Genomic DNA, 12,112 nt, shown 5'->3' with positions numbered 1-12,112 from the left:
CCACGCCAGGTGGGGCGGCGCTATCTTTTCGGCAGACCCTCGCAAGCCCACCTCAGGATTCCGCCATGTCCGAACCCCTTTCCGGTTTCTCCACCCGCGCCGTGCACGCGGGCAACGAGGTCGACCGCCACATGGTCACCCACCCCAAGGCCCAGCCGATCTACCAGACCTCGGTGTTCGTCTACGACTCGCTGGCGCAGGTCGACGACTTCCTCGCCGGCAATCCCGACAACTATATGTACACGCGCATCGGCAACCCCAACCCGGCCGCGCTGGAGGAGCTGATCCTCGCCCTGGAGGGCGGCGCGGCGGCGCTGTTCGGCGCCTCCGGCATGGCGGCGATCGGCGCGGCGCTGCTCGGCAATCTGGAGGCCGGCGACCACCTGATCGCCAGCCGCGAGCTGTACGGCACCACCCAGAGCCTGATCGAGAAGGAGCTGGGCCGCTTCGGCATCGCCGCCACGCTGGTCGATATCCGCGACCTGGCCGCGGTGGAGGCGGCGATCGGCCCGCGGACCCGGTTGATCTACACGGAAAGCGCCTCCAACCCGCTGGTGCGGGTCAGCGACGTGCCGGCGCTGGCCGCGCTGGCCAGGCGGCGCGGCCTCAAGCTGCTGGTCGACAACACCTTCCTCTCGCCGGCGCTGTACCGGCCGCTGGACGACGGTGCCGACCTGGTGCTGCACAGCACCACCAAGTACCTGAACGGCCACAGCGACGCCACCGGCGGCATCCTCGTCGGCGACGCCGAGTGGGTGGCCCGGGCGCGGCGCTTCCAGGTCAACGCCGGCGGCAGCGCCAGCCCCGTCGAGGCCTGGCTGACCTTCCGCGGCGCCAAGACCCTGGCCCTGCGCATGCAGGCCCACTCGCGCAACGCCCAGGCGCTGGCCGAGGCGCTCGAGGCCCATCCGCAGGTGGCGCGGGTCCACTATCCGGGGCTGCCTTCGCACCCCGACCACGCCCTGGCCCGGCGGCTGTTCCCCAGGGGCTGCTCGGGCATGCTGAGCTTCACCCTCAAGGGCGGGCTGGCCGAGGTCGACCGGCTGATCCATAACCTGCGGCTCGCGGTGTTCGCCCCCTCGCTGGCCGGCGTGGCGACCAGCATCAGCCATCCGGGCAAGACCTCACACCGCGGCCTGGCGCCGGAGGTCCTCGCCGAACTGGACATCCACGACGGCACCGTGCGCGTCTCCGTGGGCATCGAGGAGGCTGGGGATATCGTTCAGGATTTCATTCAGGCGCTGGACCGGCTCTGAGCCAGAGCGCGAGAGCTTGGCAGCGCCTCGCCCGGGTCGCTGCGCGGGAGGAGGGGGACGGCGTTTTCCGGGGAAAGACTCCAGGAGCCGGCTTGCCCGTAATCGCCAGGCGCCAAGGGCGGCGCCGGCAAGCCGACTCCTGAATGGGCGTCACGGCAAAGCCCGCCATGGCTGCAGGCAGGTTTAGCGTGTGCGGCAGCTTATTCGGCCACCATCAGAGCATCGGCGGAGACGTCCTTCACGCCCTTGATGCTCCTGGCTTTCTGGATGGCCAGCTCTTTTTCGGCCTCGGTGCTGACCGTGCCGGACAGCGACACCACACCCTGATTGGTTTCCACCTTGATGTCCATGCCGTCAAGATCGCTGTCGGCCAGGAAGGTGGACTTCACCTTGCTGGTGATCCAGGTGTCGGAAACCGCATCTTCGGCCTTGTCCATGGTTTCGCCGGCAGCCATGAGCACGGATGGGGTCTTGTCCTGCCGAGCCTCGTCGGCAAGGACGCCATTGGCCATCGAAAGGCCAAGAGCGGCAGTGGCGGTGATGGCAATATAAGTCCAGGGATGCTTTTTCATGGTGTTCACTCCTGCTCTTCTGGGGGAATTACAGCGTGGCAACGTAACTATGGACTCCCGGAAGGACAGGTAAGTTCTGTGAGCGGCAAGGGAAGAGAATACAGACTTCCGCTTTGTAACCGTTTTGAAAAGGAGGTATCCGTCATTTTCGTTGCTTTTGTCCGGTTTTGCCCGGCATGCCGGTCCACGTCTCGGATGCTTCCACAGTGCCTACTGCCGGGGGCTTGCATGCCGCTGGGCAGAGCCTTGGCAAGAGCCGAAACTGGAGCGCGGTCGAAAGGATCAGGAAATTTTTTCGGAAAGTTCTTTTATTGGTTCAAGTGATATTTTCGTGCGACATCGTTTGGTCCGGAGCTGGAGAAGTTTCCTGAACATGCTGGGGTGGTGCGAATATTTGATTCCATCTTTATGTTTTCGGCGAGTTGCTGGCGCCCTGCCGGTATATGTCCGCGCTTCTGCAAAAGCTGCCCGCCATTTGCGAGGCACAGTCCGGCTTCAGGAAATAAAGATCCGATACTTTTTAACGTCCCGAAAGTTCATGCCCCTATTGTTACCTCCACTTTCCGGGCTGAGCGGATACGAGTTTCATGTTTTGATGTCGCCGGGCCGGTAAGGCGCGGGACGCTCCCGGCATCTGAGGGACACCGGCCAGGCAGCGGTCCGGGCGAGTGTGGCAGGCATGCACACCAGGGGCTGCGACAATGATTCGCTTCGCAACGGGGGATTGCGCACGGAGGTTCTGTGAACCATGTCCGCTGTGTGGACTTACCAGGCCGGTTGCCTGAGCCGATAATTAACCTGCTTCTGCTCCAGGAGACGGTCTTGCCGCGCCCATCCCCCACCAATGACGATTCTTCCCTGTTGGTCGTGCAACTGACCGACAGTCATCTGTTCGCCGACGCACAGGCGCGGCTGCTTGGCATGCAGACCCAGGATAGCCTGCAGCGGGTGATCGAGCTGGTGCGTCGCGAGCAGCCGCGCATCGACCTGGTGGTGGCCAGCGGCGATATCTCCCAGGACGGCTCGGCCGAATCCTATGCCCGTTTCCTGCAGCTCTGCGCGCCACTCGCTGCGCCGCTGCGCTGGATTCCCGGCAACCATGACGAGCCCGAGGTCATGGCACGCGCCAGTGCCGGCGGCGAATACCGCCAGCCGGTCGTCGATCTGGGCAACTGGCGCATCGTGCTGCTCGACTCGGTCCTTCCCGGCGCGGTGCCCGGCTTTCTCGAGCCGGTCGAGCTGGCCCGCCTCGAGCAGGCCCTTGCGGAGGCGCCCGAGCGCCATCATCTGGTCTGTCTGCACCATCACCCGGTATCGATCGGCTGCCACTGGATGGAGTCGATCGGCCTGCGCAACGCCGAGGCGCTGTTCGTCGTGCTGGATCGCTTCCCGCAGGTGCGCGCGCTGCTCTGGGGGCACGTGCACCAGGAGTTCGACCGCATGCGCCACGGCGTGCGTCTGCTGGCCTCGCCCTCGACCTGCGTGCAGTTCACGCCCGGCAGCGAGGAATTCTCGGTCAGCGACCAGGCCCCCGGCTACCGCTGGCTGCGCCTGCATGCCGATGGCCGTCTGGAAACCGGCGTGTCGCGCCTGATCGACTATCGTTTCCAGATCGACTACGGCAAGGACGGCTACTGACTCCGGCAGGATGGCGGGGCCGCGCCGTACGGCGACAAATCCGCCGGCCGACTTGAGACTGTCGCGCTCCGCTTGTAGCCTTCACCCTTCCGTCCCTGTCGCCCGAGATTCATGCCCAGCGCCGCGCCGTCCATCCTCTATATCCACGGCTTCAACAGCTCGTCCGCCTCCCACAAGGCCCGGCAGCTGATGCGCGCCATGCAGGCCCTCGGCCTGGGGGCACGCCTGCGGGCGCCCGACCTGCACCATCATCCGCGCCAGGCGATCGCCCAGCTCGAGACGGCGCTTGCCGAGCTGGGGCGCCCCACGCTGGTCGGCAGCTCCCTGGGCGGCTACTATGCGACCCACCTGGCCGAGCGGCACGGCCTGCGGGCCGTGCTGATCAACCCCGCGGTACGTCCATACCGGCTGTTCGACGGCCGCCTGGGGACGCAGCACAACCACCACAGCGGCGAGACCTGGGAACTGACCGCCGACCATCTGGCGGCGCTCGTCGCCCTGGAGGTACCGCCCCCGCAGGACCCGGCGCGCTACCGGGTGTGGCTGCAGACCGGCGACGAGACGCTCGACTGGCGGGATGCCGCAACCTACTACCGGCACTGCGCGCCCGCCGTCGAGACGGGCGGCGACCACGGCTTCCAGGGTTTCGCCGGGCACCTGCCGGAGCTGCTCGCCTTCGCCGGCTTCGATGCCGCGCTGTGGCGCAATTTCGATTTTTCCGAACTCTGAACTAAGGCAACCATGGCTCAGACCTACAACGCGGATGCCATCGAGGTCCTTTCCGGACTCGACCCGGTGCGCAAGCGCCCGGGCATGTACACCGACACCACGCGTCCCAACCACCTGGCCCAGGAAGTGATCGACAACAGCGTCGACGAGGCTCTGGCCGGCCACGCGAAATCCGTGCAGGTGATCCTCCACGAGGACAATTCGCTGGAGGTGATCGACGACGGCCGCGGCATGCCGGTGGACATCCATCCGGAGGAGGGCGTGCCGGGAGTCGAGCTGATCCTCACCAAGCTGCACGCCGGCGGCAAGTTCTCCAACAAGAACTACCAGTTTTCCGGCGGCCTGCACGGCGTCGGCATCTCGGTGGTCAACGCGCTGTCGACCTCCGTCGAGGTGCGCGTCAAGCGCGACGGCAAAGAATACCGGATGACCTTCGCCGACGGCTTCAAGGCCAGCGAGCTGGAGATCGTCGGCAGCGTGGGCAGGCGCAACACCGGCACCAGCGTGCATTTCTGGCCTGACCCCAGGTACTTCGATTCGCCGAAGTTCTCCGTCAGCCGCCTCAAGCATGTGCTCAAGGCCAAGGCGGTGCTCTGTCCGGGCCTTTCCGTGAGCTTCGAGGGCCGGAGCACCGGCGAGAAGGTCGAGTGGCACTACGAGGACGGCCTGCGCTCCTACCTGGCGGATGCGGTCAGCGGCTTCGCCCGCCTGCCCGAGGAGCCCTTCACCGGCAGCTTCGCCGCCAGCCGCGAGGCGGTGGACTGGGCGCTGCTGTGGCTGCCCGAGGGCGGCGAGAGCGTGCAGGAAAGCTACGTCAACCTGATCCCCACCGCCCAGGGCGGTACCCACGTCAATGGTCTGCGCCAGGGCCTGCTGGACGCCATGCGCGAGTTCTGCGAATTCCGCAACCTGCTGCCGCGCGGCGTCAAGCTGGCGCCGGAGGACGTCTGGGAGCGCATCGTCTTCGTCCTCTCGATGAAGCTCGCCGAGCCGCAGTTCTCCGGGCAGACCAAGGAGCGCCTGTCGTCCCGCGAGGCGGCGGCCTTCGTTTCCGGCGTGGTGAAGGACGCCTTCAGCCTGTGGCTCAACGAGCATCCCGAGCTGGGTCTGCAGCTGGCCGAGTTGGCGATCAGCAACGCCGGGCGCCGCCTCAAGGCCGGACGCAAGGTCGAGCGCAAGAAGATCACCCAGGGCCCGGCGCTGCCCGGCAAGCTGGCCGACTGCGCCGGCCAGGACCCGCTGCGCGCCGAGCTGTTCCTGGTCGAGGGCGATTCCGCCGGTGGCAGCGCCAAGCAGGCGCGCGACAAGGAGTTCCAGGCGATCATGCCGCTGCGCGGCAAGATCCTGAACACCTGGGAGGTGGACGGCGGCGAGGTGCTGGCCAGTCAGGAGGTGCACGACATCGCCGTGGCCATCGGCATCGATCCCGGCTCGGCGGACCTTTCCCAGCTGCGCTACGGCAAGATCTGCATCCTCGCCGACGCCGACTCCGACGGCCTGCACATCGCCACCCTGCTGTGCGCGCTGTTCGTCCGCCATTTCCGGCCGCTGGTGGAGGCCGGCCACGTGTACGTGGCCATGCCGCCGCTGTACCGCATCGACCTCGGCAAGGAGGTCCACTATGCCCTCGACGAGGCCGAGCGCGACGGCATCCTCGAGCGCCTGGTCGCCGAGAAGAAGCGCGGCAAGCCGCAGGTCACCCGTTTCAAGGGCCTCGGCGAGATGAACCCGCTGCAGCTGCGCGAGACCACCATGGACCCCAACACCCGCCGTCTGGTGCAGCTGACCCTGGACGATTTCGACAGCACCCGCGAGGTCATGGACATGCTGCTGGCGAAGAAGCGCGCCGGCGACCGCAAGTCCTGGCTGGAGACCAAGGGCAACCTGGCCGAGGTGTTGGTCTGATGCGGTGCTGGTTGCCGGGCCTGTGCCTGCTGTTCAGCACGGCGCTGCACGCCGCGCTGCCGGTGGAGCCTTTGCGCCTGCTCGGCGAGCATCCGCTCGACGGCATGCCGAGCGGCAACCTCTCCGGGCTGGCCCGCTGCGGGGACGCGCTGTGGGCGGTCTCCGACCGCGACGACGATCGTCTCTACCGCCTGCAGCCCGGCGAGCAGGCCTGGCTGGCGGAGGCGCGGACCTTCGTCCTGCCGCCGCGGCCCGACAGCGGGCTGCCCTGGGGCGTGCGGGCGCGCTCCAGGCTGATGGGCAAGCTGCGCGGCGGCGAGATGGATTTCGAGGGGCTGAGCTGCGACGACCAGGGCAACCGCTATCTGGTCAGCGAGGCCTACGCCGCCGTGCTGCAGCTGCCGGAGGTCGGTGATCCGCAGTGGCTGGCGCTGCCGGCGCCGCTGCTGCGTCAGGCCCGCGCCAGCGGCATGCTGCTGAAGTTCAACGCCATGTTCGAGGGGGTCGCCGTCGATCCGCCCGGCGAACGCCTCTGGCTGGCCGCCGAGCGGGAGCGCCGCGGACTGCTGGTGGCGCACCGCGTGCGCAGCAGCTGGCAGTGCAGCGGGAGCTGCGTGCTGCTCAGCGAGGACGGCCTGGCGCTGCCGCCGGCCCAGCTGGAGAGCTCGCGCAGCTGGGCGAAGAGTTTCTCCGACCTGGCCTTCCACGCCGGCAAGCTGTTCAGCCTGGAGCGCCTGGCGCACCAGATCTGCCGGCACAGCCCGAACACCGGCGAGGTCGAACGCTGCTGGTCGTTCGCCGACGAGCTGCTCACCGACGCGCGCCGCTACGCACAGCCCTGGGGCAGCGCCGAGGCCCTGTGGATCGACGACGACGGCGCCTGGATCGGCACCGACAACGGAACCCTTGCCCGCGGCGACGGCGAGACGCGGCCGATGCTCTGGCATTTCGCCGCACCGGCCGAAGGCTGGAACGGCGCGCCTTGAAGCCTGGCCACGACACCGCATTCATTGTCTTCCGGCGCCGGCCACCTGCCGCCGCGCCGCAACATAGGGGGTGTGTCATCGATTATTTCCCGCAATCGGGGAAATAATCGATGACACACCCTAGGGACTGACCCATGAACGAATCCTTCGATCCCGGCCTGGACGGCGTGGAGCGCCGCTCCCTTGCGGAGTTCACCGAGCAGGCCTACCTCAACTATTCCATGTACGTGATCATGGACCGCGCCCTGCCGCACATCGGCGACGGCCTGAAACCCGTGCAGCGGCGCATCGTCTACGCGATGAGCGAACTGGGCCTGGATGCCGACGCCAAGCACAAGAAGTCGGCGCGCACCGTCGGCGACGTGCTCGGCAAGTTCCACCCCCACGGCGACTCGGCCTGCTACGAGGCCATGGTGCTGATGGCCCAGCCGTTCAGCTACCGCTACCCGCTGATCGACGGCCAGGGCAACTGGGGCGCGCCGGACGATCCCAAGTCGTTCGCCGCCATGCGCTACACCGAGGCGCGTCTGTCGCGCTACTCGGAAGTGCTGCTGGCCGAGCTGGGCCAGGGTACCGCCGACTGGGTGCCGAACTTCGATGGCACCCTGGACGAGCCGGCGGTGCTGCCGGCGCGGCTGCCCAACCTCTTGCTCAACGGCACCACCGGGATCGCCGTGGGCATGGCCACCGATGTGCCGCCGCACAATCTGCGCGAGGTGGCGGCCGCCTGCGTGCGCCTGCTGGACGAGCCGCAGGCGACGGTGGCGCAGCTCTGCGAGCACATCCCGGGACCGGATTTTCCCACCGAGGCGGAGATCGTCACCCCGCGCGCCGAGCTGCTGAAGATCTACGAGAGCGGCCGCGGATCGGTGCGCATGCGCGCGCTGTACCGGGTCGAGGACGGCGACGTGGTGATCACTGCGCTGCCGCATCAGGTCTCCGGGGCCAAGGTGCTGGAGCAGATAGCCGCGCAGATGCAGGCCAAGAAGCTGCCGATGGTCGCCGACCTGCGTGACGAGTCCGACCACGAGAATCCCTGCCGCATCGTCGTCATCCCGCGCTCCAATCGGGTTGACGTGGAAGGGCTGATGCAGCATCTGTTCGCCACTACTGATCTGGAATCCAGCTACCGGGTCAACGTCAACATCATCGGCCTGGACGGCCGGCCGCAGGTGAAGAACCTGCGCACGCTGCTCGCCGAGTGGCTGGAGTTCCGCGTGCGGACGGTGCGCCGGCGCCTGCAGTTCCGCCTCGACAAGGTGGAAAGGCGTCTGCACCTGCTCGAGGGCCTGCTGATCGCTTTCCTCAATCTCGACGAGGTGATCCGCATCATCCGCACCGAAGACCAGCCGAAGCCTGTGCTGATCGAGCGCTTCGCCCTCAGCGAGGTGCAGGCCGACTACATCCTCGACACCCGCCTGCGCCAGCTGGCGCGGCTGGAAGAGATGAAGATCCGCGGCGAGCAGGACGCGCTGGCCAAGGAGCGCGACAAGCTCCTTGCCCTGCTCGGCAGCGAGGCCAGGCTGAAGAGGCTGGTGCGCAAGGAGCTCCTGGCGGACGCCGAGACCTACGGCGACGCGCGCCGCTCACCGATCGTCGAGCGGGCCGAGGCCAGGGCGCTGTCGGAAACCGAACTGCTGCCCACCGAGCCGGTGACCGTGGTGCTTTCCGAGAAGGGCTGGGTGCGCTGCGCCAAGGGCCACGACATCGACCCGGCGGCGCTCTCCTACAAAGCCGGTGACAATTTCAAGGCGGCGGCCCAGGGGCGCTCCAATCAATATGCCGTGCTCATCGACTCCAGCGGGCGCAGCTATTCCCTGGCGGCACATTCGCTGCCCTCGGCGCGCGGTCAGGGCGAGCCTCTGACCGGGCGCCTGGCGCCACCGCCAGGGGCGAGTTTCGAATGCGTACTGCTGCCGGACGACGAGGCGCTCTACGTGCTGGCGTCCGATGCCGGTTATGGCTTCGTGGTGAAGGGCGAGGATCTGCAGGCGAAGAACAAGGCGGGCAAGGCCCTGCTGAGCCTGCCGGCCGGGGCCAGGGTCATGGCGCCGCGGCCGCTGGGCGATGCGCAGAACGACTGGTTGGCGGCGGTTACCACGGAAGGGCGCCTGCTGCTGTTCAGGGTCGCCGATCTGCCGCAGCTGGCCAAGGGCAAGGGCAACCGGATCATCGCCATCCCGGGAGCGCGGGTCGCCAGCCGCGAGGAGTATCTCAGCGACTTCGCCGTGCTGTCCGCCCAGGCGACTCTGCAGCTGCAGGCCGGCAAGCGGACCCTGTCGCTGAAGCCGGCCGACCTGGAGCATTACCGGGGCGAGCGTGGCGGGCGCGGCAACAAGCTGCCACGCGGTTTTCAGCGAGTCGATGCGCTATTGGTCGAAGAGCCGGCCTGATGGCAGAATGTCGCCCGAGCGCGTCGCAGGGCGCTGGCACAGCAACCTGCAGCCAGCTTTCCGCGGCTTTTCAACGCATCACACAGGTCGGCCTGCAAGGGATTGACGTATTGGCCATGTCCGGGCCGGCCTTGGTTCGGGGCGTGGAGCGCCCCGGTACAAGGAATCCGGCCACCTCGGGCATGGCCGATTGATCCCCTCGGTGCGTGCTGCCTGCGCAGCTCGCCGAGCAAGGGTTTGGTAATGGACTAGGACTGCCTGCCGGCAACCTTCTGGGTGAACATTGATGAATCTTCCGCGCTTTCGTTTGCTTGTCCTGCTGGGCGTCCTGTCGCTGCTGGGTGCGTGCACCCTGCGTCCGACGTCCACTCTCTACAGGTTGGACGGCGGTAATCCCTCCCTTCCCGAACGCAATGGTCTGGCCGTTCTGCTAGGCCCGGTGACCGTGGCCGACTATCTGAGACAGGGCGCCGCCCTGGTGCAGCGTCACGAAGACGGCAGCTTCACTTCCGCCCGCGACGCTCGCTGGGCCGGCGACCTGAAGGCCGACATCGACCAACTGCTGCTGCGCCATCTGGCCTGGCGCCTGGACAGCCACCGCCTGGTTCCCGAGCCGGGCACGCCCGGCTTCAAGCCGGATGTCCAGGTTCAGCTGAACATCACCCGCCTGGATTCGGGGCCGAAGCAGCCTGCCGTGCTGGAGGCGCAATGGCGCCTGCTGGATCGCCGGGGCCAGCTCGGCGAGAGCCGCCTGATCCGGCTGGAGGAGCCGCACCTGGGCTCCAGCGCCGATCAGGTGCGGGCACAGAGTGTGGTGTTGCAGCGCCTGGCGGAGCAACTGGCGACGTCGATCCTGCCGCTGGCCAAGCAGCAGAGACAGGCCCCGGTGGCGGAATCGCGCAGGAGCACGCGCGTGGCGACGCCCAAGGTGGAGGCAAAACCGCCGCAGGCGCCGGATATCCCTATCGTCAGTCCGACCCGCAACAACGTCGAGGTATTCCGCTTCTGAGCGGGCGGCTCAGGGCAGTTCGAACAGCAGTGCCTCGGCTTTCCCTCGGGCTTCCAGAGCGATGGCCGGCTCGCCGACCAGCGTGGCGCCGTCGCCGGCCTCCAGGGGCACGCCGTTGACCTGCAGGTTTCCGCTGGCGACATGCAGGTAGTAGGTGCGGCCGGCGCGAGTCGGCTGGCTGACCTGCTGGTGCTCGTCCAGGCGGGCCAGGTACAGGCAGGCGTCCTGATGGATCGGCAGCGAGCCCTCGCGACCGTCCGGTGAGACCACCAGGCCGAGCCCCTGCACGGCGGAAAAGTCCTTCTGCGCATAGTGCGGTGGTACCCGGCTTTCCTGCGGCTGGATCCAGATCTGCAGAAGGTGCAGCGGCTCGCTGGCGGACGGGTTGTACTCGCTGTGCACGATGCCGCTGCCGGCGCTCATCACCTGCACCTCCCCGGCTTTCAGCCGGCTGTTGTTGCCCATGCTGTCCTTGTGCTCGATGGTGCCTTCCAGCATGTAGGTGATGATCTCCATGTCGCGATGCGGATGGGCATCGAAGCCGGTCCGCGGTGCGATGCGGTCGTCGTTGATCACCCGCAGCCGCGAGACTCCCATGTGGCGCGGATCGTGGTAGTCGGCGAAGGAAAAGGTATGGTAGCTGTCCAGCCAGCCAAGGCTGGCATGCCCGCGTTCGGCGGCCGGGCGCAGAGTGATCATCGAGTCTCTCCAAAAGTTGAAGGGGCTTTGCTGTCAGCAAGGCTAGTCTTCGCCGAAGTGAAAGAAAAACGCGGCTTTCTGGATGAATCGATCGTATTTATCGATTGTTTTCGCGTTGCCCCGTCCGGCGCTGGCAGTACATGGGGGCAGGTGCCGGCAGGAGAGGGCGCTTCTCGGAAAGCGGCATGCATCCGGGAGAGGGGGCGTCAGAAACAGGCAAGCCCGCAGAGAGCAGGCCGTGGCGGAGAGCAGCGGGGTCCGTGCCGGACTGGCATGCACGGGGGCATTCCATTGGCAGGCTACAGCCGTCGATCGGCGTCGCCTACAGGAACTCCTGGAGGCTGTTCACGATCTTTTTCCGGGGCACCCCGCCGCGTCTGGGAGAGATCGTGAACGGCCTCGCGTCTGTCATCAATGGATCGAAGGCCATCCAAGCATCGGTCCCAGGTAGGCATCATCGATCAGCAGTTCCAGATAGGCGTTGTCGATCATCTCGGTCGCCGAGTTGCCATCCGTGACGCCGGCTGCCTTGATCGCCTCGACCTGCTCAGCCAGCCACGCGAGTAGTTCCTCGCGTGTCAGGAGGGCTGGGCCGAACTCCTGCTCGAGCTGGTCCGCCAGGTCGATGAGACGGTGGCGTTGATCGATTTCCGCGGCAAACTCCGCGGCTGTTCGTTTGATTTCTTCATGGACCCCGCCGTAGTGAGCCAGCAGGCCGGTCAGGCCGTCGTGATTGTTTTCCATGTTCCGCTCCCATCCCCGGTCCTCGGCAAGCGATCAGGGAATTGAATCTGTAGCCCTTTCTGTTTTCCCGTAATGTCCGGTCGGCGATATCGACATCGCCTCACCGCCAGCGAGCAATGGTCAAGGCTGGATTGCGGCTTACGGAGGGCTGATAGGAATGAGCCATCGACCAGGAGCCATC

10 protein-coding genes are annotated in these 12,112 nt (G+C 66.9%); 7 read left to right on the top strand and 3 right to left on the bottom strand.

The genetic code is table 11. The annotated features are described in order from the left end of the window. Positions 1 to 65 precede the first annotated feature (65 nt). Entirely contained in the window at positions 66 to 1,256 is a 1,191-nt protein-coding gene (locus tag GCU53_RS08745) for a trans-sulfuration enzyme family protein (RefSeq protein ID WP_152387272.1), read from the top strand. A gap of 200 nt (positions 1,257 to 1,456) precedes the next feature. Here GCU53_RS08745 and GCU53_RS08740 read toward each other — a convergent pair whose 3' ends face one another. Beyond that, positions 1,457 to 1,828, bottom strand: a complete 372-nt coding sequence (locus GCU53_RS08740; protein ID WP_152387271.1) for a BON domain-containing protein — start codon at positions 1,826 to 1,828, stop codon at positions 1,457 to 1,459. Positions 1,829 to 2,650: 822 nt separating this feature from the next. Here GCU53_RS08740 and cpdA point away from each other — a divergent pair. From cpdA to GCU53_RS08710, 6 genes are all read left to right on the top strand, one after another. Beyond that, on the top strand, positions 2,651 to 3,466 hold the full coding sequence (gene cpdA, locus GCU53_RS08735; protein ID WP_152387270.1) for a 3',5'-cyclic-AMP phosphodiesterase: 816 nt from the start codon (positions 2,651 to 2,653) through the stop codon (positions 3,464 to 3,466). Positions 3,467 to 3,577: 111 nt separating this feature from the next. After that, entirely contained in the window at positions 3,578 to 4,195 is a 618-nt protein-coding gene (locus tag GCU53_RS08730; protein WP_152387269.1) for a YqiA/YcfP family alpha/beta fold hydrolase, read from the top strand. Positions 4,196 to 4,207: 12 nt separating this feature from the next. After that, positions 4,208 to 6,100: a DNA topoisomerase IV subunit B gene (gene parE, locus GCU53_RS08725; protein WP_152387268.1), complete on the top strand. Its 1,893-nt coding sequence runs from the start codon at positions 4,208 to 4,210 to the stop codon at positions 6,098 to 6,100. Beyond that, positions 6,100 to 7,086 carry an esterase-like activity of phytase family protein gene (locus GCU53_RS08720; protein WP_152387267.1) on the top strand — a complete coding sequence of 329 codons (987 nt, stop codon included), beginning with the start codon at positions 6,100 to 6,102 and terminating at the stop codon, positions 7,084 to 7,086. The genes parE and GCU53_RS08720 overlap by 1 nt, the downstream gene beginning before the upstream one ends. Before the next feature lie 134 nt (positions 7,087 to 7,220). Next, positions 7,221 to 9,479 (top strand): DNA topoisomerase IV subunit A, encoded by a 2,259-nt coding sequence (parC, locus tag GCU53_RS08715; protein WP_152387266.1) that lies wholly within the window; start codon positions 7,221 to 7,223, stop codon positions 9,477 to 9,479. Positions 9,480 to 9,765: 286 nt separating this feature from the next. Further along, complete coding sequence (locus tag GCU53_RS08710; protein ID WP_152387265.1) at positions 9,766 to 10,488, top strand: PqiC family protein; 723 nt, start codon at positions 9,766 to 9,768, stop codon at positions 10,486 to 10,488. Positions 10,489 to 10,497: 9 nt separating this feature from the next. Here the strand turns inward: GCU53_RS08710 and GCU53_RS08705 are convergent, their stop codons facing one another. Then, complete coding sequence (locus GCU53_RS08705) at positions 10,498 to 11,187, bottom strand: pirin family protein (protein ID WP_152387264.1); 690 nt, start codon at positions 11,185 to 11,187, stop codon at positions 10,498 to 10,500. Between the two features lie 411 nt (positions 11,188 to 11,598). Further along, positions 11,599 to 11,931: a hypothetical protein gene (locus GCU53_RS08700; protein WP_152387263.1), complete on the bottom strand. Its 333-nt coding sequence runs from the start codon at positions 11,929 to 11,931 to the stop codon at positions 11,599 to 11,601. Positions 11,932 to 12,112: the final 181 nt, after the last annotated feature.

Source organism: Azotobacter salinestris (assembly GCF_009363155.1).
Classification (GTDB): Bacteria; Pseudomonadota; Gammaproteobacteria; order Pseudomonadales; family Pseudomonadaceae; genus Azotobacter; species Azotobacter salinestris.
Note: the sequence above shows the minus strand (reverse complement) of the source record. Positions and strands in the feature narration are given on the sequence as shown.

Bases quoted from the DNA above. Each gene is read 5' to 3' on its own strand.
- parC (WP_152387266.1), top strand. From the start codon at position 7,221: ATGAACGAATCCTTCGATCCCGGCCTGGACGGCGTGGAGCGCCGCTCC.
- GCU53_RS08710 (WP_152387265.1), top strand. From the start codon at position 9,766: ATGAATCTTCCGCGCTTTCGTTTGCTTGTCCTGCTGGGCGTCCTGTCG.
- GCU53_RS08720 (WP_152387267.1), top strand. From the start codon at position 6,100: ATGCGGTGCTGGTTGCCGGGCCTGTGCCTGCTGTTCAGCACGGCGCTG.
- GCU53_RS08705 (WP_152387264.1), bottom strand. From the start codon at position 11,187: ATGATCACTCTGCGCCCGGCCGCCGAACGCGGGCATGCCAGCCTTGGC.
- parE (WP_152387268.1), top strand. From the start codon at position 4,208: ATGGCTCAGACCTACAACGCGGATGCCATCGAGGTCCTTTCCGGACTC.
- GCU53_RS08740 (WP_152387271.1), bottom strand. From the start codon at position 1,828: ATGAAAAAGCATCCCTGGACTTATATTGCCATCACCGCCACTGCCGCT.
- GCU53_RS08730 (WP_152387269.1), top strand. From the start codon at position 3,578: ATGCCCAGCGCCGCGCCGTCCATCCTCTATATCCACGGCTTCAACAGC.
- GCU53_RS08745 (WP_152387272.1), top strand. From the start codon at position 66: ATGTCCGAACCCCTTTCCGGTTTCTCCACCCGCGCCGTGCACGCGGGC.
- GCU53_RS08700 (WP_152387263.1), bottom strand. From the start codon at position 11,931: ATGGAAAACAATCACGACGGCCTGACCGGCCTGCTGGCTCACTACGGC.